This window comes from Streptomyces sp. NPDC049887 (genome assembly GCF_040656535.1).
Classification (GTDB): Bacteria; Actinomycetota; Actinomycetes; order Streptomycetales; family Streptomycetaceae; genus Streptomyces.
This window is the reverse complement of the sequence record NZ_JBFAMM010000004.1, coordinates 250,001-275,056: the sequence shown is the minus strand read 5'-3', so window position 1 is coordinate 275,056 and position 25,056 is coordinate 250,001. Positions and strand designations below refer to the sequence as shown.

Annotated in this window: 21 protein-coding genes and 2 tRNA genes; 10 read left to right on the top strand and 13 right to left on the bottom strand. The window is 70.0% G+C overall.

What is annotated here, in order from left to right:
• Nucleotides 1-120 precede the first annotated feature (120 nt).
• On the top strand, nucleotides 121-1,185 hold the full coding sequence (locus tag AB0J10_RS07260) for a hypothetical protein (protein WP_363058702.1): 1,065 nt from the start codon (nucleotides 121-123) through the stop codon (nucleotides 1,183-1,185).
• Between the two features lie 83 nt (nucleotides 1,186-1,268).
• Here AB0J10_RS07260 and clpX read toward each other — a convergent pair whose 3' ends face one another.
• The 5 genes from clpX to AB0J10_RS07235 form a co-directional block, all read right to left on the bottom strand.
• Entirely contained in the window at nucleotides 1,269-2,546 is a 1,278-nt protein-coding gene (gene clpX / locus AB0J10_RS07255; protein WP_017944896.1) for an ATP-dependent Clp protease ATP-binding subunit ClpX, read from the bottom strand.
• A 143-nt stretch (nucleotides 2,547-2,689) separates the two neighbouring features.
• Nucleotides 2,690-3,373: an ATP-dependent Clp protease proteolytic subunit gene (locus AB0J10_RS07250; protein ID WP_017944895.1), complete on the bottom strand. Its 684-nt coding sequence runs from the start codon at nucleotides 3,371-3,373 to the stop codon at nucleotides 2,690-2,692.
• An 84-nt stretch (nucleotides 3,374-3,457) separates the two neighbouring features.
• Nucleotides 3,458-4,063, bottom strand: coding sequence for an ATP-dependent Clp protease proteolytic subunit (locus AB0J10_RS07245; RefSeq protein WP_283296451.1), 606 nt, complete (start codon nucleotides 4,061-4,063; stop codon nucleotides 3,458-3,460).
• A 420-nt stretch (nucleotides 4,064-4,483) separates the two neighbouring features.
• Nucleotides 4,484-5,866 (bottom strand): trigger factor, encoded by a 1,383-nt coding sequence (tig, locus tag AB0J10_RS07240; protein WP_363058700.1) that lies wholly within the window; start codon nucleotides 5,864-5,866, stop codon nucleotides 4,484-4,486.
• 191 nt (nucleotides 5,867-6,057) lie between these two features.
• Nucleotides 6,058-6,134 (bottom strand) — tRNA-Pro (locus AB0J10_RS07235).
• A 188-nt stretch (nucleotides 6,135-6,322) separates the two neighbouring features.
• On the opposite strand from AB0J10_RS07235, the gene AB0J10_RS07230 reads away from it, so the two are divergent.
• A tRNA-Gly gene (locus AB0J10_RS07230) sits at nucleotides 6,323-6,396 on the top strand.
• A gap of 72 nt (nucleotides 6,397-6,468) precedes the next feature.
• Here AB0J10_RS07230 and AB0J10_RS07225 read toward each other — a convergent pair.
• The gene (locus AB0J10_RS07225) at nucleotides 6,469-7,119 is read right to left on the bottom strand and encodes a site-specific integrase (protein WP_363058698.1); all 651 of its coding nucleotides are present in this window, start codon (nucleotides 7,117-7,119) and stop codon (nucleotides 6,469-6,471) included.
• Nucleotides 7,120-7,987: 868 nt separating this feature from the next.
• Between AB0J10_RS07225 and AB0J10_RS07220 the strand changes: the two genes are divergently transcribed.
• The gene (locus tag AB0J10_RS07220) at nucleotides 7,988-8,134 is read left to right on the top strand and encodes a hypothetical protein (RefSeq protein ID WP_363058696.1); all 147 of its coding nucleotides are present in this window, start codon (nucleotides 7,988-7,990) and stop codon (nucleotides 8,132-8,134) included.
• A gap of 239 nt (nucleotides 8,135-8,373) precedes the next feature.
• On the opposite strand, the gene AB0J10_RS07215 is transcribed toward AB0J10_RS07220, so the two are convergent.
• On the bottom strand, nucleotides 8,374-8,568 hold the full coding sequence (locus AB0J10_RS07215) for a hypothetical protein (protein ID WP_363058694.1): 195 nt from the start codon (nucleotides 8,566-8,568) through the stop codon (nucleotides 8,374-8,376).
• A gap of 401 nt (nucleotides 8,569-8,969) precedes the next feature.
• Here AB0J10_RS07215 and AB0J10_RS07210 point away from each other — a divergent pair, with 401 nt between their 5' ends.
• Nucleotides 8,970-10,169: an acyltransferase family protein gene (locus AB0J10_RS07210; protein WP_363058692.1), complete on the top strand. Its 1,200-nt coding sequence runs from the start codon at nucleotides 8,970-8,972 to the stop codon at nucleotides 10,167-10,169.
• On the opposite strand, the gene AB0J10_RS07205 is transcribed toward AB0J10_RS07210, so the two are convergent.
• Nucleotides 10,117-10,566, bottom strand: a complete 450-nt coding sequence (locus AB0J10_RS07205; RefSeq protein ID WP_363058690.1) for an HD domain-containing protein — start codon at nucleotides 10,564-10,566, stop codon at nucleotides 10,117-10,119. The two genes, AB0J10_RS07210 and AB0J10_RS07205, sit on opposite strands and share 53 nt — an antisense overlap.
• 36 nt (nucleotides 10,567-10,602) lie before the next feature.
• Nucleotides 10,603-11,745, bottom strand: coding sequence for a PP2C family protein-serine/threonine phosphatase (locus AB0J10_RS07200; RefSeq protein ID WP_269730381.1), 1,143 nt, complete (start codon nucleotides 11,743-11,745; stop codon nucleotides 10,603-10,605).
• 106 nt (nucleotides 11,746-11,851) lie between these two features.
• Here AB0J10_RS07200 and AB0J10_RS07195 point away from each other — a divergent pair, with 106 nt between their 5' ends.
• Entirely contained in the window at nucleotides 11,852-13,081 is a 1,230-nt protein-coding gene (locus AB0J10_RS07195; RefSeq protein ID WP_363058688.1) for a GNAT family N-acetyltransferase, read from the top strand.
• A 286-nt stretch (nucleotides 13,082-13,367) separates the two neighbouring features.
• Here AB0J10_RS07195 and AB0J10_RS07190 read toward each other — a convergent pair whose 3' ends face one another.
• Nucleotides 13,368-14,186, bottom strand: a complete 819-nt coding sequence (locus AB0J10_RS07190) for a DNA-formamidopyrimidine glycosylase family protein (RefSeq protein ID WP_363058686.1) — start codon at nucleotides 14,184-14,186, stop codon at nucleotides 13,368-13,370.
• Nucleotides 14,186-14,680: a ribose-5-phosphate isomerase gene (locus tag AB0J10_RS07185; protein WP_363058684.1), complete on the bottom strand. Its 495-nt coding sequence runs from the start codon at nucleotides 14,678-14,680 to the stop codon at nucleotides 14,186-14,188. Before AB0J10_RS07185 ends, AB0J10_RS07190 begins: the two co-directional genes overlap by 1 nt.
• 204 nt (nucleotides 14,681-14,884) lie before the next feature.
• On the opposite strand from AB0J10_RS07185, the gene AB0J10_RS07180 reads away from it, so the two are divergent.
• On the top strand, nucleotides 14,885-16,381 hold the full coding sequence (locus tag AB0J10_RS07180) for an amino acid permease (RefSeq protein ID WP_363058682.1): 1,497 nt from the start codon (nucleotides 14,885-14,887) through the stop codon (nucleotides 16,379-16,381).
• A 193-nt stretch (nucleotides 16,382-16,574) separates the two neighbouring features.
• On the opposite strand, the gene AB0J10_RS07175 is transcribed toward AB0J10_RS07180, so the two are convergent.
• Entirely contained in the window at nucleotides 16,575-17,171 is a 597-nt protein-coding gene (locus AB0J10_RS07175) for a biotin transporter BioY (RefSeq protein ID WP_363058680.1), read from the bottom strand.
• Nucleotides 17,172-17,473: 302 nt separating this feature from the next.
• On the opposite strand from AB0J10_RS07175, the gene AB0J10_RS07170 reads away from it, so the two are divergent.
• The 3 genes from AB0J10_RS07170 (at nucleotide 17,474) to AB0J10_RS07160 (ending at nucleotide 21,374) form a co-directional block, all read left to right on the top strand.
• Nucleotides 17,474-18,868: an amino acid permease gene (locus tag AB0J10_RS07170; protein ID WP_363058678.1), complete on the top strand. Its 1,395-nt coding sequence runs from the start codon at nucleotides 17,474-17,476 to the stop codon at nucleotides 18,866-18,868.
• Between the two features lie 111 nt (nucleotides 18,869-18,979).
• Nucleotides 18,980-20,440, top strand: a complete 1,461-nt coding sequence (locus tag AB0J10_RS07165; RefSeq protein WP_363058676.1) for an amino acid permease — start codon at nucleotides 18,980-18,982, stop codon at nucleotides 20,438-20,440.
• Between the two features lie 289 nt (nucleotides 20,441-20,729).
• Nucleotides 20,730-21,374 (top strand): superoxide dismutase, encoded by a 645-nt coding sequence (locus AB0J10_RS07160; RefSeq protein WP_363058674.1) that lies wholly within the window; start codon nucleotides 20,730-20,732, stop codon nucleotides 21,372-21,374.
• 167 nt (nucleotides 21,375-21,541) lie between these two features.
• Here the strand turns inward: AB0J10_RS07160 and AB0J10_RS07155 are convergent, their stop codons facing one another.
• Nucleotides 21,542-22,165: a DsbA family protein gene (locus tag AB0J10_RS07155; RefSeq protein WP_363058672.1), complete on the bottom strand. Its 624-nt coding sequence runs from the start codon at nucleotides 22,163-22,165 to the stop codon at nucleotides 21,542-21,544.
• A 135-nt stretch (nucleotides 22,166-22,300) separates the two neighbouring features.
• Between AB0J10_RS07155 and pepN the strand changes: the two genes are divergently transcribed.
• The gene (gene pepN, locus AB0J10_RS07150) at nucleotides 22,301-24,892 is read left to right on the top strand and encodes an aminopeptidase N (RefSeq protein ID WP_363058670.1); all 2,592 of its coding nucleotides are present in this window, start codon (nucleotides 22,301-22,303) and stop codon (nucleotides 24,890-24,892) included.
• Nucleotides 24,893-25,056 lie beyond the last annotated feature (164 nt).

Here is a 25,056-nt window from a genome sequence, read left to right as displayed (position 1 = left end):
GTCACGGTCCCGTTCTGAAACGGGAATGTTCGGTAACGGAGTCGGTCCCGGTGGCATGGGGCCGGTGGGTTTCCGCCAGGATGTTCGGAACGCACAGAGCATCTGGAGGGGAACCCAGAGATGAGCTACAACCAGCCGGGCCCGTACGGCGGTCAGCCCCAGCAGCCCGGCCCGTACGGCGGTCACCCCCAGCAGCCCGGCCCGTACGGCGGTCACCCCCAGCAGCCCGGCCCGTACGGACAGCCGGGTCCTTACGGCCGGCCGCCGCAGGCCCCGGGGGGAGCCCCGGGGCCCGGCTACGGCCACCCCCAGCAGACCCCGCAGGGTGTCCCCCCGCAGCAGCCCGGCTACGGCTACCCCCAGGCCCCGCAGCCCGGCCCGTACGACCGGCCGCCCATGGGCGCGGCTCCCGGGCCGCAGGGCCCGGGAGGCCGGCCCCCGTACGGCGTGGGCCCCGGCGCCTACCCGCCCCCGCCGCCGTCGCAGCCAGGCGCCAAGAAGAACGGCCTGGTCATCGGCGGTGTCGTCGTCGCGCTCGCGGTGATCGCGGGCGGTGTGTGGTGGTTCACGTCGGGCGGGGGCGGTTCGGATGTCGCGGCCGACACCAAGGGCTACAAGCTGACGCCGGCGGCGTCGGTCGGCGAGTTCAAGAAGGACAAGGACAGCCCGGAGAAGCTCTCCGCGAAGGAGCAGGCGGAGGCCGAGACGCTCCTGGGCATCAAGGACGCCCAGCAGGCGGGCGCCAGCTACAAGGCCGGTGACCCCAGCCAACCGATGAAGGGCAAGGCGATGAGCCTGACCGGTCTCTGGGGCGAGATCGACGACCCGGAGAAGGCGCTCGACGGCTGGTTCAAGAAGCTGGAGGAGGGTGACGAGGACGGATCCGACGACGTGAAGGTCGAGTTCGTCGGCGAACCCTCCGAGGTAGAGCCGGCGGGGTTCGAAGGCGCCGTCATGAAGTGCCAGACCGCCAGGCTCACCCCCACCGGCGACACGTCGTCGGCGGGCATCGGCGCCAAGACGTTCGAGGTGCCCATGTGCGCGTGGGCGGACTTCAGCACGATCGCCGGCGTGAACGTCATCGATCTGTCGCAGATCCTGGGCGCCGGCGGCAAGGCCGTGCCGCAGAACGAGGTCGCCGACCTCACCGCGAAGCTGTACAACGGCTCCCGCAGCAAGGTCTGATCCCCCGAAACGGCGCACAACGTACAAGGGCGCCTGCCCGGTTCCTCCGAACCGGGCAGGCGCCCTTCGCGTGGGCGTGCCGACTACGCCGACTTCTCGTGGCGGCCGTCGTTCTTCACGATCCGCGGCACCAGCGTCGGGTTGACGTTGTTGTGGACGACGTCCGCGGTGATCACGACGCGGGCGACGTCCTTGCGGGACGGCACCTCGTACATCACCGACATCAGGACCTCCTCCATGATGGCGCGCAGCCCGCGCGCGCCCGTGCCGCGGAGAATGGCCTGGTCGGCGATGGCCTCGAGGGCCGGGCGGTCGAAGTCCAGCTCCACGCCGTCGAGTTCGAAGAGGCGCTGGTACTGCTTCACCAGCGCGTTGCGCGGCTCGACCAGGATCTTCAGCAGGGCCTCGCGGTCCAGGTTGTGCACCGAGGTGATGACCGGGAGACGTCCGATGAACTCGGGGATCATCCCGAACTTCACCAGGTCCTCCGGCATGACCTCCTGGAACTGGTCGCTGGCGTCGATCTCGCGCTTGGAGCGGATCGTGGCACCGAAGCCGATGCCCTTCGCGCCGGCCCGGGACTCGATGATCTTCTCCAGGCCGGCGAAGGCACCGCCCACGATGAACAGCACGTTCGTCGTGTCGATCTGGATGAACTCCTGGTGCGGGTGCTTCCGTCCGCCCTGCGGCGGTACGGAGGCCGTCGTGCCCTCGAGGATCTTCAGCAGGGCCTGCTGGACGCCCTCGCCCGACACGTCCCGGGTGATCGACGGGTTTTCGCTCTTACGGGCGACCTTGTCGATCTCGTCGATGTAGATGATCCCCGTCTCGGCCTTCTTGACGTCGTAGTCGGCCGCCTGGATCAGCTTCAGCAGGATGTTCTCGACGTCCTCGCCCACATACCCGGCCTCCGTCAGCGCCGTGGCGTCGGCGATGGCGAACGGGACGTTCAGCATCCGCGCCAGGGTCTGGGCGAGCAGCGTCTTACCGGAGCCCGTGGGCCCCAGCAGCAGGATGTTGGACTTCGCGAGTTCGATGGCGTCGTCCCGGCCCTGGCCGTTCTCGCCGGCCTGGACGCGCTTGTAGTGGTTGTACACCGCGACCGAGAGGGCCTTCTTCGCCGGCTCCTGCCCGACGACGTAACCCTCGAGGAACTCGTAGATCTCGCGCGGCTTGGGGAGTTCCTCCCACCGCACCTCGGAGGTCTCGGCGAGCTCCTCCTCGATGATCTCGTTGCAGAGGTCGATGCACTCGTCGCAGATGTACACCCCGGGGCCTGCGATGAGCTTCTTCACCTGCTTCTGGCTCTTTCCGCAGAACGAGCACTTGAGCAGGTCGCCGCCATCACCGATGCGTGCCACGAGGTGCTTCCCCTTCGCCTGGGAGCGCTTGGTTCAGCGGCTCCTGGTGCCTCATATCCGACGGTACCTTGCCGGGCCCCCGGTTCGGGCCCCCCTTGGCGCGGTTCACATTGACGTGTACCGCGCCAAGGGCAGGTTCGGCGTCAGGCGGCCGCTGCGGCCGCGCTCTTGCGGGTCGACACGATCTGGTCGACCAGGCCGTACGCGAGCGCGTCCTCGGCCGTGAGGATCTTGTCGCGCTCGATGTCCTCGCGGACCTTCTCGATCGGCGTGGAGGAGTGCTTGGCCAGCATCTCCTCGAGCTGCTCGCGCATGCGCAGGATCTCGTTGGCCGCGATCTCCAGGTCCGAGAGCTGCTCGCGGCCCGTCTGCGACGACGGCTGGTGGATCAGCACACGGGCGTGCGGCAGGGCCATCCGCTTGCCGGGGGTACCGGCGGCGAGCAGCACGGCCGCGGCGGACGCCGCCTGGCCCATGCAGACCGTCTGGATGTCCGGCTTCACGAACTGCATCGTGTCGTAGATGGCGGTCAGCGCGGTGAAGGAGCCACCGGGGCTGTTGATGTAGATGGAGATGTCACGGTCCGGGTCCATCGACTCCAGGCACAGCAGCTGCGCCATGACGTCGTTGGCGGAGGCGTCGTCGATCTGGACCCCGAGGAAGATCACGCGCTCCTCGAAGAGCTTCGCGTACGGGTCGTACTCACGCACGCCCTGGGAGGTGCGCTCGACGAAGCGGGGGACGACGTAGCGGTTGTCCACCTGCGGGCCGGTGTAGAGGCCGCTCGCGGAGGCTGCGGGGAACTGGTTCATGGTCGTGTTCACCATCCTGGTGGCGTTCGGTGGGCTGGGGCTTCGGGGGGCGGCCGGGGCGTGTGCCGGGCCGGGGGCGCGGGCCCCCGGCGTCCGGACTCAGGCGCCGGTGCCGCCGCCGCCCGGAACGCCCGAAGCGGCGGAGATGATCTCGTCGATGAGCCCGTAGTCCTTGGCCTCCTCGGCCGTGAACCAGCGGTCGCGGTCGCCGTCGCGGATGATCGTCTCGACGGTCTGGCCGGAGTGGCGGGCGGTGATCTCGGCCATGCGCTGCTTGGTGCGCAGCAGGTACTCGGCCTGGATCTTGATGTCCGAGGCCGTGCCGCCGATGCCGGCCGAGCCCTGGTGCATCAGGATGTCGGTGTGCGGCAGGGCGAAGCGCTTGCCGGCGGAGCCACCGGTCAGCAGGAACTGGCCCATGGAGGCGGCCATGCCCATGCCGATGGTGACGACGTCGTTCGGGATGTACTGCATGGTGTCGTAGATGGCCATGCCAGCCGTCACCGAGCCACCGGGGCTGTTGATGTAGAGGTAGATGTCCTTCTCCGGATCGGCGGCCAGGAGAAGGAGCTGGGCCGTGATCTTGTTGGCGATGTCGTCGTCCACCTGCTGACCCAGGAAGATGATGCGCTCGCCGAGCAGCCGGCTGTAGACCTGGTCGCCGAGGCCTCCACCGATGGACGGCTCACCGGCGGCGTTAGGCATCAGAATCGTCACGTAATCCACCTGCTCGTCTCTGACGGCTGCGGCCGTCTCAGCGTCTTGGAACCTGGGGGCGGGGCGATCCCCGCGGGCGGGTAGTCCCCTGCCCTCGTATTCATGGACCCTAACGCGCTGGTGGGCGGGCGCCATCCCGGTTCCCGAACTGTTCGCTGGCAGCGCAAGCTAGGGGGCGCGCGCCGGTATGAATACGCCCCGCGGATGTGCGGCCGGCACGGTCGGCGCCTGCTCGCCCCACGGCTCCCCGGGGTGCCCGTCCCCGCCGCCGAGGCCCTGCCGGGCACCGCCGGGGGACGGCGACGGGCCCGGGCGCGCGTGTGCGCGGCTCCGGGCCCGTCGTGCCGATCGGTGCCGGGGGGTGGGCGGAGCCGGCTCGGCTCGCCCGCGCCCGGCGGGAGTCGAGGCTCAGGCCCCGGACTTCTCCTCGTCACCGGTGGCCGCGGCGGCGACCTCGGTGGCCTCCTCGACCTCGTCCTCGTCGTCGCTCATGTCGACGACCTCGCCGTTGGTGTCCTTGACCGTCGAGGCCTCGACGACCGTGGCGAGGGCCTTGCCGCGGGCGACCTCGCCCACCAGCATCGGCACCTGGCCGCCCTCGACGACGGCCTGGGCGAACTGGTCGGGGGACATACCGGAGGAGGCGGCGCGGCGCATGAGGTGCTCGGTGAGCTCCTCCTGGCTGACGTTGAGCTTCTCCCTGGAGACCAGCTCGTCGAGGACGAACTGGGTCTTGATGCCCTTGACCGCCTGCTCCTTGGTCTCGGCGTCGAACTCCTCCTCGCTCTTGCCCTGGATCTCCAGGTACTTGGCGAGGTCGAGGCCCATCTGACCGAGCTGGTGGTGCTCCAGGTTGTGCTTGCGGGTGCGGATCTCGTCCTCGAGGAGCTTCTCGGGGACCGGGACCTCGACCAGCTCCAGGAGCTTCTCGAGCACGCGCTCCTGGGCCTGGGTGGCCTGGTCGTACTGCTTCATGTTCTCCAGGCGCTTGCGGCTGTCGGCCTTCAGCTCCTCGAGGGTGTCGAACTCGCTGGCCATCTGGGCGAACTCGTCGTCCAGCTCGGGGAGCTCGCGCGCGGCGACCTGGGTCACCTTGACGGTGATCTCGGCGTCCTTGCCCTCGGCGGAGCCGCCCTTCAGCTGCGAGGTGAAGGTGGCCTCGCCGCCGGCCTCCAGGCCGGTCACGGCCGCGTCGATGCCGTCGAGGAGCTCTCCGGAACCGATCGTGTACTGCACGCCGTCGGCGACACCGTCCGCGAGGACCTCACCGTCGACCTTGGCCTCGAGGTCGATCGTCACGACGTCGCCGTCGGCGGCGGCACGCTCGACCGGGGAGGTGGAGGCGAAGCGGGTACGCAGCTGGTCGACGGACTTCTCGACGTCCTCGTCGGAGACCTCGACCGCGTCGACCTCGACCTCGATGCCGGAGAAGTCCGGGATCTCGATGGCCGGGCGGACGTCGACCTCGGCGGTGAAGTTCAGCGTCTCGCCGTCCTTCAGCTCCGTGATGTCGACCTCGGGCTGACCGAGCGGGTTGATCTCGGCCTCGTTGACCGCCTCGGTGTAGAACTTCGGGAGCGCGTCGTTGACGGCCTCCTCCAGCACCGCGCCGCGGCCGAACCGCTGGTCGATGACGCGCGCCGGGACCTTGCCCTTGCGGAAGCCCTTGACCGTGACCTGCTGGTTGATCTTCTTGTACGCCGCGTCGAGGCTGTCCTTGAGCTCCTCGAAGGGCACCTCGACAGTGAGCCGAACCCGGGTCGGGTTCAGGGTCTCCACGGCGCTCTTCACGGTTCGGTCTCCTTGGTGGCTGAATTCTGGGGTTCTGCTGGGTCCACCACGGAGTGTCGTCCGGCGGCGGCGCAGCGGATCGGGCCCGGCGCTACGGACGCTCGGTCAGACACACGGGCACACAGATTGCATAGTAACCGCAAGGGGGATCAGCCCCACAATGCGATCTTGCCCGGGCTCGATCGCGATGTTGGTCGGGGTGGCGGGATTTGAACCCACGGCCTTCCGCTCCCAAAGCGGACGCGCTACCAAGCTGCGCCACACCCCGTCGGTGCGACACGTAGGGTACATGCCCCCAGGCAGTGGCCAGCCCCCTTTTCCCGCGGCTTCCCGGGGGCGCACGGCGCTGTTCGGGGCGGTGGGGGCACGGCCGGGGCAATGGGTGTGCGGCGGACGCCGGGGACCCGCTACGATGCTCTTCGTGCCGCGGCCACCACGACCTGCGGCGCGGTGCTTGCGGGCGTAGCTCAATGGTAGAGCCCTAGTCTTCCAAACTAGCTACGCGGGTTCGATTCCCGTCGCCCGCTCCAGATGGCTCAGGGCCAGGTCAGAGGATGATTCCTCGGCCTGGCCCTGATGCGTTCTGCGACCCTCATTCGGCCCTACGTGCCCGTCGCGTGCCCGTTCCGATGAGGATCTTGCTTGCGGGCCTGCTCGACGACGGCACTCACGGCCTGGCCGATCAGCCGCTCTCGCTCCGCTGTGGCGTGCTGGTAGATCAGCGCGGCGCGGGCGGAACTGTGGCCCATCCTGGTCATCAGCTCGCGTGTGCTCGCACCGGTCGCCGCAGCGAGGGTGTTCCCCGTGTGGCGGAGATCATGGAAGTGCAGCCCCTTGATTCCGGCCTGGTCACATGCCGTGCGCCACAGCTTGCCGAAGTGGTTCCGGCGAGGCGTCGCCTTCTTGGCGCCGATGAACACGCGACCGTCGGGACCCGGCTCGGCATAGATCGCGAGATGCGTCGCCAGGTCGGTCACGATCACTTCCGGGATGGCCACCGTGCGCCGACCCGCCGCGCTCTTGGGCTCCTTGATCAGCCGCTTGCCATTGTGCAGCTCGGCGACGTTCCGGCGGACCCGGACCGTACCCGCGTCAAGGTCGAGATCCCGGCGGCGCAGGCCGATCAGCTCGCCCCAACGGAGCCCCGTGAAGGCCGCCAGGAGGACGAGAGCCCGGTAGCGGGGCTGGATCGCCCCGGCGAGTGCGTAGACCTCCTGAACCGTGGCCGTAGGCCGCTCAGGAGTGGGAGCCACGCTCGCGCCCAGCTCCAGCCCAAAGCCGCTACGCCGACCTCACGCCGCGCAACGCCTGTAGGAGGCCGCAGCACCTGGTTACCATCTCGGCATGCCCCACATAGGAATCCCTGAACCCGTCGTTGACCTGCTACCGGGTGCACTCTTGATCTTCGCCTTGGTGGTGCTCGTCAGGGAACTGCACCGTAACGCTGTTGGACGGGGCATCAGGAAGCCGTGGTTCTTCTCTGCAGTGACGGCAATCATCCTGGCTAAGTTGCTCTGGCCCTAGCGATGGGTTCTGTAGAGCAGTGAAGCGGCAACCACGGCCGACCAGCAGCGGTCTAAGGAACCCGCTCGACCACCACAGCTACCGTCGGGCACATAGTTCAAACTGAGGGGGGCACCGTGCCCGCTGCGTGCCCGATCAGAGGGAGACGAGCGGGGAACCACGGGGAACCAGGGCAACGCAGCCACTCCGGCACAGGTCAGCGACGTCCCAGCTCAGCAGGCGTCCGCATACGTGGTCTTCCAAACTAGCTACGCGGGTTCGATTCCCGTCGCCCGCTCCAGATGGCTCAGGGCCAGGTCAGAGGGTGATTCCTCGGCCTGGCCCTGATGCGTTCCCCGACCTTCTTTCGGCCCCACGTGCCCGTTCGGCCACGGCTCTCGTGGCTCCTGGTGAGGAATCCCGGACCGTGGCCGCCGAGTGCGAGGCGGAGGAGTGGTCTCTGGAGCAGGCCGCCGAGGAGGTCCTCCAGCGGCTCGCGGACGCGCCCGGGGCGCAGTGGCCGACGTACGCCCCGCCGGGAGGCGGCGTCTGGGACCAGGCCGACGCCGAAGCACTGGTGCGCGGGGTGGAGAGGGCGGGCTCCCGATTCACGTGGACGTGTACGGGATCACCACCCCGTACACGTCGGACCGGAACCGACGCGATCTGCAGCCGCCCGTTCCCCCTGTGGGGCAGCACCGGTTCGCCTTCGAGCGCGACGGAAATGACTGGCGACTCGTCAAGGACCTGACGGCACAGCGCTGAACGAGCACACCGCCCGTGCGCGCGGGGCGGCGGCCGGGAGCCGCGGTCCGCGCCCGGCCGGGGACACGGACCTCCGTCGCCCGGTGCACACGGCTCAGGGCCGGGCCGGAAGATGTCCTCCCGTCCGGCCCTGACACGTTCCCGGCCCTGATGCGCGCCCCGGGTACGCCGGTCCGCGGGTCCCCGGCCGGGCCCGGCGCGGAGCCGGGCGATCGACGAAAGAAGCTGAGCGATACGGTTCAGAATCTGATCGCGTTGATTGAATCCGCCAGCGAGTTCAGAAAGTTGTCGATCGCCGGCGCCATACCGGTCGAGGCGAGGAAGAAGCCGAAGAGCGCCGCGACTATCGCGGGGCCGGCCTTGATCGAACCGCCACGGATCATCACCACGAGGATGATCGCCAACAGCAGCACCACAGACAGTGAAATGGCCACAACTGATCACACCCTCGGTCGGTCCGCCTTGCCCACCGGGGGGCATACGGCCCCGCACACCCCCGCCCCCACCATCGTGCCACCAACAGCCGGGCGGCGGTGACCGCGTGACGGACCATCGGCGCATGGATCAGATCACATCACGATGCGCCGACGGGTGGGCGGCGGCGCGTCACCGCTTACTGCTACCCGGCCGTGCGAAATGCACACATGCGGGTCACAGGAAATTCAGACAATACCGGTGAGGAAATTCACCGACGCCTTGCGCTTCGATGTTTCGCCCCGTTTAAGCAGGATTAATTGGGGCATATCGGACGTTTGGCGGTTGTGTCGGTGACGAATACAGGAGATCTTCCCGGTGGGTTTTACGAATTCCATTGGACCCGGTTAGGGTGCCTCGAATGTTCCACGCTCCGAATGGATTGCAGAGGGACCGCGTCCCCGACGCCCACCGTGAGCCGGAGCCCCTCCCAGGGAGGACAGCGACGGCCGAAGCGACACCTCCTGCCCCACCGGCCCCGGTGGCGCAGGAGGCGAAGGCGGCGCCGGTCAAGAGACGCGACGCCTACTTCGACAACGCCAAGTACCTCGCCATCGTGCTGGTGGCGGTCGCGCACGCCTGGGAGCCGCTGATGGACGGCAGCCGCGCCACCAGGGCGGCGTACATGTTCGTCTACACCTTCCACATGCCGGCGTTCATCATCATCTCCGGCTACTTCTCACGGAGTTTCCAGGCCCGTCCCGATCAGCTGAAGCGGCTGGTCAGCGGTGTCGTGGTGCCGTTCGTCGTCTTCGAGGTCGCCTACACCCTCTTCAAGCGGTGGGCCGACGACGACCCCGGCTACCCGTTCAGCCTCACCGACCCGCTGTACCTCACGTGGTTCCTGATCGCGCTGTTCGTGTGGCGGCTCTCGACGCCGCTGTGGCGCTCGATCAAGTATCCGCTGGCGGTGGCCCTGGTCATCGCCTCGCTCGGCTCGCTCACCCCGGGCATCGGCCAGGACCTCGACCTCCAGCGCATCCTGCAGTTCCTGCCGTTCTTCGTGCTGGGTCTGTCGATGCGGCCGGAACACTTCCAGATGCTGCGGCGCCGGGAGGTGCGGCTGCTGGCGATCCCGGTGGTCGCGGGCGCGGCGGTGTTCACCTACTGGGTGGCGCCGGACGTACGGATGGGCTGGTTCTACCGCTCCACCAGCGCCACGGAGCTGGACGCGCCGTGGTGGGCGGGTCCGCTGATGACCCTCGGGCTGTTCGGCTGCGCGCTGCTGCTGACGGCCGCCTTCCTCGCCTGGGTACCGCGTCGCAGGACGTGGTTCACCGTGCTGGGGGCGGGCACCATCTGCGGCTACCTGCTCCACGGCTTCCTGGTGAAGTCCCTGGACTACCTGGGGCTGGTGACGCAGTACCCGTGGCTGGCGGAGCCGGCCGGGGAGATCGCGGTCACGCTCGCCACGGCCGCGGCGGTGACGCTGTTCTGCACCCCGCCGGTGCGGCGTGCGCTGCGGTTCGCGACCGAGCCCGACCTGTCGTGGGCGTTCCGGCGGGACGTCACCCAGTTGTCAGGCCGAGCAGCCGCCGCATCGTCGCGTACTTCGCGGTGAGCCGGGCCCGGGTCGGTTCGTCGAGAAGGGCGAGCCGGTCCGGATCGGCGTTGTGGGCGAGATCGGCCTCCTTGACGAGACGGGCGCCCGGTGTGGCGAGGATACGCCGGGCGTACGACTCGGCATCCTCCCCCGGGCGCTTGGTCATGGCGTCCACCAAGTCCTTCACCTGCTGAGGGAGTTCGGCGGCGGCCAGCCATTCCCGCGACAGCGCGTCGTCCTCGATCGCGTCGTGCAGCCAGGCGGCGGCGATCTGCTCGTCGGTGCCGCCCCGCTTCCTCACTCCCTCCGCCACCGCCAGGACGTGCTCGGTGTAGGGCCGTCCTGCCTTGTCCGTCTGGTGCGCGTGGGCGTCCCGGGCGATCGCCTCGACCTGGTCGAGCGTGAGATTGGGCATGCGTCCGACTCTACGGGCGCCCCGCCGGCCGCTGGATCACGGCTCCCGGCGGATCAGCAGCAGGGCCCGGTCGTCGTTGACGTCCTTCGCCACGGCCTCGATGAGGTGCCAGGCGGCCCCCTCGAAACCCGTCGCCACATAACGGTCGGCCTCGCCGGTGAGCCGGTCCATGCCCTCGGCGATGTCGCGGTCGTTCGCCTCGACAAGGCCGTCGGTGAAGAGCATCAGCACGTCGCCGGGGCGCAGGGTGCCCTTGACCGGGTCGAACTGGGCGCCCTCGTACACTCCGAGCAGGGGGCCCTCCGCGGCCTGCTCCTCCCAGCGGCCGGTGCCCGCGTGGAGCTGGAGTGCCGGCAGATGGCCGGCGGAGAGCAGTTCGTAGTCGCCGGAGTCCAGGTCGAGCACGAGGTGGACGGAGGTCGCGAAGCCCTCGTCCCAGTCCTGGCGCAGGAGATAGCCGTTGGCGGCGGGGAGGAAGCCGTGCGGGGGGAGGGAGCCGAGGAGCCCGCCGAAGGCGCCGGACAACAGCAGGGCGCGCGACGCGGCGTCCATGCCCTTGCCTGAGACGTCGGTGAGGACGACTTCGAGGGTGCGGCCGCCGTTGGTGCGGGCGGCGACGACGAAGTCCCCGGAGAACGACTGGCCGCCGGCCGGGCGTAGGGCCATCTCGCGGTGCCAGCCCTGGGGCAGGCGCGGCAGGGCGCTCTGTACCCGGATCCGTTCCCGCAGGTCGAAGAGCATCGTGCCGCCCCGTCGCCAGGGCACTCCGACGCGGGCGCGGAACTGGGCGATGAGCAGCCCGAAGAGTCCGCAGGCCGCCACCACCAGCACCGTCCCCGGGGTGACCCGGGCCGGCCCTTCCGTGTAGGGGCCGAGCACGAGTGACTCGACGATCAGCGCCAGGGCCGCGGCCGCGTACAGGCCGAGCAGGCTCGCGGGCCGCAGCAGCAGTCCGCCCGCGACGATCGGCAGGACGAGGGCGGCCGGCGTGCACCAGACCGGCATGAGGATGGTGCCCCAGGCGATCGCCGGGACGGTCAGCAGGAGCCCGGCCAGTGCGATCCAGTCGGAGCCGTCGCCGCGGAAGTAGTCGACCCCGGACCTGCGCAGCGTCGTGCGGGCCCGGTGCGTCGCTTTGCGCATCCGGGCCGTGTACGAGTCCGCTGCGCCACGTGCCATCGTCGGCGACCCTATCCACACCCTCGTCCGACGTGGAGGGGGACCCCATGACATTGCGTTCGAAATCGGGTCGCGACGGGACGCGGTGCCCTGGTAGGCATGGCGCATGACGACTGAACTGCGGGTACTCCGTCGCGAGGAGTGGGACCGGTGGTACGGGAAGCTGGAGCTCGCCTTCGGCGGCGTCCCGGAGTCCCCGCCGGAACGCGAGCTCTGGAACGAACTCACGGAGTGCGAGCGTTCGATCGGCGTGCTGGACGGAGGTGACTGGGTCGGCACGGCCGGGGCGTTCTCCTTCCGGGTGTCGGTCCCGGGCGGCGCCTTCGTCCCCGCCGCCGGGGTCACGATGGTGAGTGTGGCCGCCACCCACCGGCGGCGCGGGGTGCTCACGTCGATGATGCGGCGCCAGCTGGACGACGTCCGCGCCCTGGGTGAGCCCCTGGCGCTGCTGACGGCCTCCGAGCCGGAGATCTACGGCCGGTTCGGATACGGCATCGCTACCCACCAGCTGAGTCTGGAGATCGACACCGTGCGCGCACGGATCACCGCCCCACCCGGGACGGACGACGTGCGGCTGCGGTTCGCCCCGGCCGCGGATTCGGCGGAGGCGTGCGAGGCGCTGTACCGGAGCACGCTCGGCTCGCGGCCCGGGATGCTCGCTCGCACGCCCGGCTGGGAGCGGCTTCCGCTGCTCGACCCGCCCGCCCGACGCGAGGGCGCCTCGGCGATGCAGTGCGTCCTCGCCGAACGGGACGGCGAGGTCGTGGGTTACGTCCGCTTCCACAACAAGCCCGAGTGGGACGCCTCGGGGCCGAACGGCTCGCTCCTGGTGCGGGACATCGACGCGCTGGACCCGGCTGCGTACGCGGCGCTGTGGCGCTTTCTCTTCGGCGTCGACCTGACGTCGCGGGTCCGGGCGCGCAACAGGCCGGTGGACGACCCGCTGCTGCATCTCGTCTCGGACATCCGGCGCTGCGACGTCCGGGTGCGGGACTCGCTGCACGCGCGGCTGGTCGACGTGGGCGCGGCACTGGAGGCGCGGACGTACCGGACGCCGGTGGACGTGGTGTTCGAGGTCGAGGACGCGTTCTGCCCCTGGAACGAGGGGCGTTGGCGCCTCGCGGGGGACGCCCAGGGCGCATCGTGCGAGCGCACGGCGGGCCCGGCCGATCTCTCCCTGGACGTACGGGAGTTGGGCGCCGCCTATCTGGGCGGGGTGACGCTTTCGTCCCTGGCGGGGGCGGGCCGGGTGCGCGAACTGCGCGGTGGCGCGCTGGCGGAGGCGTCGACGGCCTTCGCGTCCGACGTGGCGCCGTGGCTGCCGCACGGCTTCTAGGTGTGCTGTCCGGGGAGGTTTGCCCGGCGAGGAGCGGCGTCCGGTGCGTGGGGGCTCCCCAGGCTCTCCGGGCCGAGGGGAAGGATCGCAAGGCGCCGGATCGACCTCGTGGTGGGCCTGCTCGGCCGATTCGGCAACGCGGCGAGCCACCGTGCCGGGCGTCGCGACGGGGCGGACGTCGCGTGCCTGACGCGTCACCGGTCCGGTACCGGTGACGTCGGCCCTCCGACGCCGGTGGAGCGCAGCGATGTACGGGTGACCGGCACCAGGTCAACGGCGTCCGTTGCTAAGCGGGCTGGCAGCCGGCGCACCAGAAGAGGTTGCGGGCGGCGAGACCGGCGGTGCGGATCTCGCCGCCACAGATGTGGCAGGGCAGCTGTGCCCGGCGGTACACGTAGACCTCGCCGCCGTGGTCGTCGACGCGCGGCGGCCGACCCATCGCCTCCGGCGTGTGCTCGGGCCGCACGGTGTCGATGCGGTTGTTCCGCACCCCCTCGCGCATCAGGCCGACCAGGTCCTCCCAGAGGGCGCGCCATTCCCGCTCGGTGAGGTCCCTGCCCGCGCGGTACGGATCGATGCCGTGCCGGAAGAGCACTTCCGCGCGGTAGACGTTGCCGACGCCCGCGACGACCTTCTGGTCCATGAGCAGGGCGGCGATCGCCGTGCGGGAGCGGGAGATCCTCGCCCAGGCGCGCTCGGGGCCGTCGTGGGGCCGGAGCGGGTCGGGGCCCAACCGGGCGTGTATCGCGGCCTTCTCGCCGTCCGTGATCAGGGCGCAGGTCGTGGGGCCCCGCAGATCGACGTACGACCCGGCGTTCGCGAGCCGCAGGCGCACGGTGTCGGTGGGCGGCGGGGCGGGCGCGTCGCCGAAGTCCACCTTTCCGAACAGGCCGAGGTGGATGTGGATCCACTCACCGCCGTCGGAGCCGCCGAAGCCGAGGAAGAGGTGTTTGCCGTGGGCCTCGGTGCGCTCCAGGGCGGTGCCGTCGAGCAGCGCGGCGGAGTCGGCGAACTTGCCCTGCGGGCTGGAGACCCGCACGGACCGGCCGCCGAACCGTTCCCGGTAGTCGGCGGCCAGTCGGTGGATGGTGTGCCCTTCGGGCATCAGGCGGTCGGCTCCTGGGGGTGGTGGGCCGGGATCGGGGGGAGTTCGCCGGTGGTCTCGTACCGCTCGAGCATCTCGATGCGGCGGGTGTGGCGCTCCTCGCCCGAGTACGGGGTCTTGAGGAAGACCTCGACGAAGGTGGTGGCCTCGTCGGTCGTGTGCATCCGGGCACCGACCGCGATGACGTTGGCATTGTTGTGCTCACGCCCAAGGGCGGCGGTCTGCACGCTCCAGGCCAGTGCGGCCCGGACGCCCTTGACCTTGTTCGCGGCGATCTGCTCGCCGTTGCCGGAGCCGCCGATCACGATGCCGAGGCTGCCGGGGTCGGCGACAGTCCGCTCGGCGGCGCGCAGGCAGAACGGCGGGTAGTCGTCCTGGGCGTCGTAGATGTGGGGGCCGCAGTCGACGGGCTCGTGGCCGTGGGCCCTGAGCCACTCGACGAGGTGGTTCTTGAGTTCGAAGCCGGCATGGTCGGAGCCGAGGTACACACGCATGGTCCGAGTGTGGCACGCGCGAGGCGCGGCAGCCGTCAGCGGGGTACGGCGAGGGCCCTGTCGGATGACCGGGCAGTCACGGAGAGTGACGCAGCGGCGTGCCCATCATCACGATCCGCAGGCAGGTCTTCCTTACCGGCGGTTCAGCGGTTTGAATGCTCGGGCTCGCGACCCGTGCGAACCGCACATGTAAGGAATCGATCCATGAACCCCCAGCCGACCCTTACGAAGGCAGGCTCAGTTGCTGGCGAACCCGGCAATTCCCAGCCTTCCGACGGTCTCAAGGCCGGACTGAAGAACCGCCATCTGTCCATGATCGCCATCGGCGGCGTGATCGGTGCCGGCCTGTTCGTCGGGTCCTCCGGCGGCATCGCCGCCGCCGGCCCCGCGATCCTCGTTTCGTACCTGCTCGTCGGCATGCTGGTCGTGTTCGTGATGCGCATGCTCGGCGAAATGGCCGCCGCGAGCCCCAACTCCGGCTCCTTCTCGGCGTACGCCGACCGTGCGCTCGGCCGCTGGGCCGGCTTCTCCATCGGGTGGCTCTACTGGTTCTTCTGGGTCGTGGTGCTCGCGGTCGAGGCCACCGCGGGTGCGGTGATCCTGGAGGGCTGGATACCGGCGGTCCCCCAGTGGGCCTGGGCACTGATCGTGATGGTCGTGCTCACCGCCACCAACCTCGCCTCGGTCGCCTCGTACGGCGAGTTCGAGTTCTGGTTCGCCGGGATCAAGGTCGTCGCCATCGGCGCCTTCGTCGTCATCGGCCTGTTGGCCGTCTTCGGCGTACTGCCGGGCTCGGACAACCCGGGCGCCGGTTTCGCCCACCTGACCGACGCCGGCGGCTTCCTGCCCAACGGTGCGGGCGCCATCCTCACCGGTGTGCTGATGGTCGTCTTCTCCTTCATGGGCAGCGAGATCGTCACGCTGGCCGCCGGTGAGTCCGAGAACCCGCGCCGTGCGGTCACCAAGGCCACCAACAGCGTGATCTGGCGGATCGCGGTCTTCTACCTGGGCTCGATCTTCGTCGTCCTGACGCTGCTGCCGTGGAACGACAAGTCGATCGTCGAGAAGGGCTCGTACGTCGCGGCGCTGGACTCCATCGGCATCCCGCACGCCGGCCAGATCATGAACGTGATCGTGCTGACGGCCGTGCTGTCCTGCCTCAACTCGGGTCTGTACACCGCCTCCCGCATGGCGTTCTCACTCGGTGAGCGCGGCGACGCGCCGAAGTCCTTCGCCAATGTCAACGGCAAGGGTGTGCCGACCACGGCCATCCTGGCCTCGGTCGTCTTCGGCTTCGGAGCCGTCTGGGCCAACTACGCCTACAAGGACACGGTCTTCCTGTTCCTGCTGAACTCCTCGGGTGCGGTCGCACTCTTCGTCTGGCTGGTCATCTCCTTCACCCAGCTGCGCATGCGCGGAATCCTGATGCGGGAGGCCCCGGAGAAGGTCACGGTGCGGATGTGGCTCTTCCCGTACCTGACCTGGGCGACCGCCGCGATGATCATCTTCGTGCTGGGCTACATGCTCTACGACGACGCGAACCGCGAGGTCGTGCTGCTGTCGCTGCTGGTGGCGGCGTTCGTGGTGGCCATCGGTCTCGTGCTCCAGCGGGTGCGGCCGAAGCAGGCCGTGGAGGCGATCCCGGCCCAGCGCCCCGAGACGGCTGTCCCGGCCGCGCGTACCGAGGGCGCCAGGGGCTGACACCGGCCTCCGTCACTCCCACTCCGCGCCCGGCGGAGGGAAGGACACCCGACGAACGAGGGGTGCCCCGCACTTTCGTGCGGGGCACCCCTTCCCCTGTGTGGTCACCGGCCGCCCCGCGGAACCGACCCGACTCGGTGCGCACGGCCCGCCGTCGGAGCCCACGGGCGTTGGGGCGGAGCCCCCGGAGTGCTCAGCCCCGGCGGCCGACGAACTTCCAGGCGGCCGGCAGCACGCCCATCGCCAGCGCGGCCTTGAGCGCGTCACCGATCAGGAACGGGGTGAGGCCGGCCGCCACAGCCTGGGGCAGCGTCATGCCGGTGGCGAGCGCCAGGTACGGCACGCCGATCGCGTAGATGATCGCGGAGCCGAGCACCATCGCGCCGGCGGTACGCAGGACGGAGCGGTCCGCGCCGCGCCGGGCGAGGGCACCGACGGCGGTGGCGGCGACCAGCATGCCGAGGATGTAGCCGAGGGACGGCATGGCCCAGCCGGAGGACGCCTCGGCGAACCACGGCATGCCCGCCATTCCGGCCAGGGCGTACAGGGCGAGCGAGAGGAAACCACGGCGCGCGCCGAGCGCGGTGCCGACCAGCAGGGCGGCGAAGGTCTGGCCCGTGACCGGGACCGGGGAACCCGGCACGGCGACGGAGATCTGCGCGGCGACACCGGTGAGCGCGGCGCCACCGACGACCAGGGCTGCGTCCACCGCGGACTTGGCGCGCGAGGCGGGCAGCAGATCGGCGAGGACCAGCCCCGGGCGGGGGGCGGAAGCGGCAGCAGTGCTCATCGGGACTCCGGGTGCGAGGGCGGTGACGCCGTGGTGGGTGATGACGTGGACGTGGCTGATGACGTCGTTGTGGACATGGCGACGTTAGCCCAGCGGTGAACGGCTGTTCACCGTCAGTCGATGACAAAGGCCCGCGATGCCGCATGGTGGAGTTCACACAAACGGATGAGGACAAGCGCAGGAAGCGCGTGATGCTCGTCACTGAGGTGGTGGACCGGCGGTGCCGTTTTGGTGAAGCGGGTGACCCTCGGGAAGACTGTAGGTTCTTGCCAAAAGCCAGCACAGCCGAGAGTCCCGAGCACATGCACGACGCACCGCCCCGCCCACTGGTCACCGAGGTCGAACCCCTCTCCCACGGGCTGAAGCAGCGCCATCTGACGATGCTCGGGCTGGGCGGGGTGATCGGGGCGGGGCTGTTCGTCGGTTCCGGTGCCGGCATCGCGCTCGCCGGCCCCGGCATCGTGGTCTCGTACCTCCTCGCCGGCGCGCTGGCCATGCTGGTGATGCGGATGCTCGGCGAGATGTCCGCGGCGATGCCCGCGTCCGGGGCGTTCTCCGTGCACGCCGAGCGGGCCCTCGGCCGCTGGGCGGGATTCACGGTCGGCTGGCTCTACTGGTTCCTGCTCGTGGTCGTACTCGCCGTGGAGGCGACCGGCGCGGCGACGATCGCCAACGGCTGGGTGCCGGGCGTGCCGCAGTGGACCTGGGTGCTGATCTTCATGGTGGTCTTCACGGTGGCCAATCTGGCGGCCGTGAAGAACTTCGGCGAGTTCGAGTTCTGGTTCGCCGCGCTCAAGGTGGGCGCGATCGTGCTGTTCCTGGTCCTCGGCTCCCTGGCGGTCTTCGGACTGCTGCCGGACACGCAGCCGGTGGGCCTGGCGAATCTCACCGGCGCAGGCGGTCTGCTGCCGAACGGGTGGGAGGGCGTCGTCGCCGGGGTCCTCGCCGTGGTCTTCGCCTTCGGCGGGCTGGAGGTCGTGACGATCGCGGCGGCGGAGTCCGACGATCCGGCGCGCGCGGTCGGACGCGCGGTGCGCAGCGCGGTGTGGCGCATCCTCCTCTTCTACGTCGGCTCGATGCTGGTCATCGTGACCGTCCTGCCGTGGACGGCGATGCAGCCTGGCCGGAGCCCGTACGTCGCGGTCCTGGACACGGTCGGGGTGCCGGGGGCCGGGCAGATCATGAACATCGTGGTGTTCGTGGCGCTGCTGTCCGCCCTCAACGCCAATCTCTACGGCTCCTCGCGAATGGTGTTCTCGCTGGCCGAGCGCGGCGAGGCGCCGATGGGGCTGCTCAGGGTCTCCGGAGGAGGGGTACCGCGCCGTGCGGTGTTCGCGTCCGTCGCGTTCGGTTTCGTGTCGGTCCTGCTCAATCTGAAGTGGCCGGACACCGTGTTCCTCTACATGCTGAACGCGGTCGGCGCGGTGCTGCTGTTCGTTTGGGGCCTGATCGCCGTCTCGGAGCTGCGGCTGCGCCGCCGAATCGAGCGCGAGGCTCCGGAGAAGCTGACGTTGCGGATGTGGTGCTTCCCGTGGCTGACCTGGGTGGCGCTCGCCGGGATCGTGGCCGTGATCGTGCTGATGCTCCGGGACGAGGCCGCCCGTCCCCAGGTGCTGTGGTCGGCCGCGGCGACCGCGCTGGTGTTGCTGGTGGCGGGACTCCGGGAGTTGCGCGACATACGGGCGAGCCGTGCCTAGATCTTCACATTGTGTGAGCATCTTGTCCGTATAGCGGTCATCGATGCTCTGTGAGCGGTGCGCCCCCCAGACTGTGGGCCGCCCCCCATCCGCTCATGAACAGGCACGCCCATGTCTCGGACCTCGGCGCCCGCACCCGCCGGCACCCAAGCCGGCTCGTCGCTCGCGCACGGCCTCAAGCAGCGCCATCTGTCGATGATCGCCCTCGGCGGTGTGATCGGCGCCGGCCTCTTCGTCGGCTCCGGCGCCGGTATCGCCGCCGCCGGCCCGTCCATCGTCATCGCCTACGCCGTATCCGGCCTGCTCGTCATGCTGGTGATGCGCATGCTCGGCGAGATGTCCGCGGCGAACCCGGCCTCCGGCTCCTTCTCCGTGCATGCCGAGCGGGCGCTCGGCCCCTGGGCGGGCTTCACCGCGGGCTGGTCGTTCTGGGTGCTGCTGTCCGTCGCCGTCGGCCTGGAGGGAATCGGGGCGGCGAAGATCGTCAGCGGCTGGCTGCCCGGTACCCCGGAGTGGGCCTGGGTCGCGCTGTTCATGCTGGTGTTCTGCGGCACCAACCTGGCCGCGGTGCGCAACTTCGGTGAGTTCGAGTTCTGGTTCGCCGCGCTCAAGGTCGGCGCGATCACGCTGTTCCTGATTCTCGGCGGCCTGGCCATCCTCGGTGTACTGCCCGGGACGGAGGCGCCCGGCACCGCCAACCTCACGGGCGACGGGGGGTTCCTGCCGCACGGCGCGGAAGGGCTGGTCATCGGTCTGCTCGCGTCGGTCTTCGCCTACGGCGGTCTGGAGACGGTGACCATCGCGGCGGCCGAGTCGGAGCACCCGGTCCAGGGTGTCGCCCGGGCCGTGCGCACCGCGATGTGGCGCATCGCGCTCTTCTACATCGGCTCCATGGCGGTCATCGTCACTCTGGTGCCGTGGGACGACCCGGACGTCGCCAACCCCGACAAGGGCCCGTACGTCACCGCGCTGAACCACCTGGACATCCCCGGCGCCGGTCTCGTGATGCAGATCGTCGTGCTGGTGGCGCTGCTGTCCGCGATGAACGCCAACATCTACGGCGCCTCCCGCATGGCGTACTCCCTGGTCGCGCGTGGTCAGGGCCCGAAGGCGATCGGCCGGGTGTCGGGCGGGGTGCCGCGGATCGCGGTGCTGGTGTCCTCCGTCTTCGGCTTCCTGTGCGTACTGCTCAGCTACTGGCGTCCGGACGACGTCTTCCCGTGGCTGCTGAACATGATCGGCGCGGTCATCCTCGTCGTCTGGCTGTTCATCGCGGTGTCCCAGCTGGTGCTGCGGCGCCGCACGGAGCGCGACGACCCCGAGAAGCTCGTGGTGCGGATGTGGCTGTTCCCGGTGCTGACCTGGGTCGCCATCGCGGGCATGCTCGCCATCTTCGTCCTGATGCTGCGCCAGCCCGACACTCGTGACCAGCTGCTGGCGACCGGTCTGATGACGCTGGTGCTGGCCGCCTCCGGCCTGGTGGTGCAGCGCCGGCGCAGGCATGGGAACGGGCAGGCGGCCGACAGCGCCGGGCGGGACGCGCCTTTGGAGGCGGCGGCCGTCGAGGACTGAGCGGGACGCCGCACGCCAAACACGAGGACCCCCGGGCCGGACAGGCCAGGGGGTCCTCGCGCGTACGGAGCGGAGCCCACCACGGCCGCGGGGCCGGGAGGCCCGTCGAAGCCCGCCATCGGCCCGAATCCCCTGACGCCGGCCCCGTCGTCACGGGCCTCCCCGACCTCTGGATTGCGACCGTCCGCGACGCACGGCCCCGGGACGAAGGGCTGATCAAGTCCGGAGCCCTCCTGCTGATAGCCTGCAGTTGCGAATCACTTGCAATAAGCAGTCGGAGGGCTCGGACATGGCCATGTACACGCTTCCTGAACTCCCGTACGACTACGCGGCGCTGGAGCCGGTGATCAACCCGGAGATCATCGAGCTGCACCACGACAAGCACCACGCCGCCTATGTCAAGGGCGCCAACGACACCCTCGAGCAGCTGGCCGAGGCGCGCGACAAGGAAGCCTGGGGCTCGATCAACGGCCTGGAGAAGAACCTCGCGTTCCACCTCTCGGGCCACATCCTGCACAGCATCTATTGGCACAACATGACCGCTCCCAAGGAGGGCGGCGGCGGCGAGCCGCTCGCCGCGGACGGCGTCGGCGAGCTGGCGGATGCCATCACCGACTCCTTCGGCTCCTTCGCCAAGTTCCGGACCCAGCTGTCGAAGGCCGCCGCGACCACCCAGGGCTCGGGCTGGGGCGTACTCGCCTACGAGCCGGTCAGCGGCCGGCTGATCGTCGAGCAGGTCTACGACCACCAGGGCAACGTCGGCCAGGGCTCGGTGCCGATCCTGGTCTTCGACGCCTGGGAGCACGCCTTCTACCTGCAGTACAAGAACCAGAAGGTGGACTTCATCGACGCCATGTGGGGCGTCGTCAACTGGCAGGACGTGGCGAAGCGCTACGCCGAGGCCAAGGAGCGCACCCCGCTGATCACGCCGTGACCCGAGCCCCGTCACGGCCGTAGGCCGTCCTGCTCGTGATCGTCTTCTCAACCTTCACCGGCAGGCGGAAAGAAGAAGGACCCCCGCGAGTGTGGGCACCTCCCAGACAGGTCTCTGGGGGAGTGACCCGCGGGGGTCCTTCCGTTCCCGGCCGGGCGTCGGGCGCGTCAGGAGAAGTCGGGGCCCTTCGTCCGGGTGCGCTTGATCTCGTAGAAGCCCGGGATCGACGCCACCATCAGCGTGCCGTCCCACAGCCTGGCCGCCTCCTCGCCCTTGGGCGCCGGGGTGACGACCGGGCCGAAGAACGCGATCTGCTCGCCGTCCGCTCCGGGCACCGCGATCACGGGCGTGCCGACGTCCTGGCCGACCTTCGAGATGCCCTCCTCGTGGGAGGCGCGCAGCTCGGCGTCGTAGGCGTCCGAACCGGCGTGGTCCGCGAGTTCGGCGGGCAGGCCGACGGCCTCCAGGACCACCTCGGACGTGATCCCGCGACCCTCGTTGTGGATCCGGGTGCCGAGGGCGGTGTAGAGCGGGCCGACGATCTCGTCGCCGAACTTCTGCTGGGCGGCGATCACGACGCGCACGGGACCCCAGGCGTTCCGCATCGCCTCCCGGTACTCCTCGGGAAGCTCGTCCAGCCGGTCCTCGTTGAGCACCGCCAGACTCATGACGTGCCAGCGGACCTCCACCGGCCGCACCTTCTCCACCTCGAGCATCCAGCGGGAGGTCATCCAGGCCCAGGGGCACAGCGGGTCGAACCAGAAGTCGGCGGGTGTCCTGTCGTCGGACATGTCACTCCTCGTACTCGTGATGGGCGCACGCTCCGGGAACTCAACACCGGGCCTCGCCGACCGCATTCCCCGACACCTCGGTCACGAGCGCGTGCGAGGATCGGTGCTGTCCGAACGAGACACGAAGGAGTGGACGTGCCCGGAGAGAATCTGTCCCGCGACGAGGCCCGCGCCCGGGCCGAGCTGCTGTCGGTCGACGGGTACGAGGTCTTCCTCGATCTGCGGTCCGCGACGGCGGAGGGCGAGGAGGCACAGCCGCGGACGTTCCGCTCGGTCACCACGATCAGGTTCCGGCGGACCGGCGCGGGCGACAGCACCTTCGCCGACCTCGTCGCCCCCTCCGTGAACGCGGTGACGCTCAACGGTCGCGAGCTCGACCCGGCCGAGGTCTTCGACGGCTCCAGGATCGCCCTGAGCGGCCTGCAGGCCGAGAACGTCCTGGTGGTGGACGCCCAGTGCGCGTACAGCCGGACGGGCGAGGGCATGCACCGGTTCGTCGACCCGGAGGACGGCGAGGTCTACCTGTACACGCAGTACGAGCCCGCCGACGCCCGGCGGGTCTTCGCCGACTTCGAGCAGCCGGACCTGAAGGCCCCCTTCCGCTTCGAGGTGGCCGCACCCGAGGACTGGACGGTCTGGAGCAACGGCGCGGTGGAGTCCCGCGAGGGCGGGACCTGGCGGTTCGCGGAGACCAAGCCGATCTCCACCTACATCACGGCGGTCGTGGCCGGCCCGTACCACTACGAGACCGACCTCTACACCCGCACCCTCGACGACGGGACGACGCTGGAGGTCCCGCTCGGCGCCATGTGCCGCAAGGGGCTGGCCAAGCACTTCGACGCGGACGACGTCTTCCTGGTCACCAAGCAGGGCCTGGACTTCTTCCACGACCACTTCGACTACCCGTACCCGTTCGGGAAGTACGACCAGGCGTTCGTGCCCGAGTACAACATCGGCGCGATGGAGAACCCGGGCTGTGTGACCTTCCGGGAGGAGTTCGTCTTCCGGGGCAAGGTGACTCAGGCGTCCTTCGAGCGCCGGGCCAACGTCATCCTGCACGAGATGGCACACATGTGGTTCGGCGACCTGGTCACCATGCAGTGGTGGGACGACCTGTGGCTGAAGGAGTCATTCGCCGACTTCATGGGGGCGTTCTCGCTGGTCGAGGCGACCCGCTTCCAGGGCGGCTGGGTGACGTTCGCCAACAACCGCAAGGCGTGGGCGTACCGGGCCGACCAGCTGCCGTCCACGCATCCGATCACGGCGGACATCCACGACCTGGAGGACGCCAAGCTCAACTTCGACGGGATCACCTACGCCAAGGGCGCCTCGGTCCTGAAGCAGCTCGTCGCCTACGTGGGGCCCGAGGCGTTCCTGGAGGGCGCGCGGCGCTACTTCAAGCGGCACGCCTACGGCAACACCCGTCTCGACGACCTGCTGTCGGTGCTGGAGGAGACCTCCGGCCGGGACATGAAGGCGTGGTCGCGCTCGTGGCTGGAGACCTCGGGGGTCAACACGCTGACGCCGCAACTCACCTGTGACGCGGGCGACCGGATCACCGAGCTGGCGGTCGTGCAGGACGGCGAGACACCCTCCGCCGCCCCGTCGCCGGCGCGGCCGCACCGGGTGGCCGTCGGCCTGTACCGGCACGAGGGCGCCGAGCTGGTGCGCTACGCCCGGGCCGAGGTGGACGTCACCGGGGCGCGGACGGTCGTGGAGGAGCTGACCGGCCGGGAACGCCCGGCGCTGGTGCTCGTCAACGACGACGACCTCACCTACTGCAAGGCCCGGTTCGACGAGGGCTCCCTGGCGACGCTGCGCGGGCACCTCGGCTCGGTCACGGACCCGCTGGCGCGGGCGGTGTGCTGGTCGGCGCTGTGGAACCTGACGCGGGACGCCCTGATGCCGGCGCGGGACTTCGTCGGGATCGTCCTGGACTTCGCCGGCCGGGAGTCGGACATCGGGGTGCTGCAGATGGTGCACGCCTGGTCCCGCACCGCGCTCGTCCACTACGCGGCGCCCGAGTGGCGCGAGGAGGGCGGCCGGCGGCTGTCGGAAGGCGCACTGCGGGAGCTGCGGCTCTCCGAGCCGGGCAGTCAGCACCAGCTGACGTGGGCACGTTTCTTCGCGTCCGTGGCGGCCACGGACGCGGATCTCCAGCTGCTGCAGGGCCTGCTGGAGGGCAGCGCCGAGATCGACGGTCTCGACGTGGACCAGGAGCTGCGCTGGGCGTTCCTGGAGCCGCTGGCCTCGCACGGGGTGGCAGACGAGGCCGCGATCGCCGCGGAGCTGGCTCGCGACGACACCGCGTCCGGCAAGCGCCACCAGGTGCGCTGCCTGGCCGCGCGGCCCTCCGCCGCGGTCAAGGACCAGGCGTGGGCGCAGGTCGTGGAGTCGGACGCACTGTCCAACGCGCTGGTGGAGGCGACGATCTCGGGCTTCGCCCAGGCGTCCCAGCGGGAACTGCTCGCGCCGTACGCCGAGAAGTACTTCGCGGCGATCGAACGGGTCTGGGCGGAGCGGTCGATCCAGATCGGCATGGACGTGGTCCGCGGTCTCTTCCCCGACCTCCAGGACGACGAGGCCACGCTCCGGGCGACGGACGCGTGGCTCGCCTCCCGCACGGACGCGCCCCCGGCGCTGCGCCGGCTGGTGCTCGAGTCCCGGGACGACCTCGCCCGAGCGTTGCGGGCCCAGTCCTGCGACGCGGCGGCCTCCGGCCGCTGAAGCCGGCTCCCCCCACCGGGCCCAGGAGCCCGGTGGGGGGAGGCAGCCGGCGGCAGAACTGATCGGCATTCGAACGTCCGTACTTTAGGACGGGGATGTCCAGAATTGTCGACGGCTGTGTAACAGCGGTTAGGGGCCCGCCTCCGCGCGGGAATTGGCGGGGC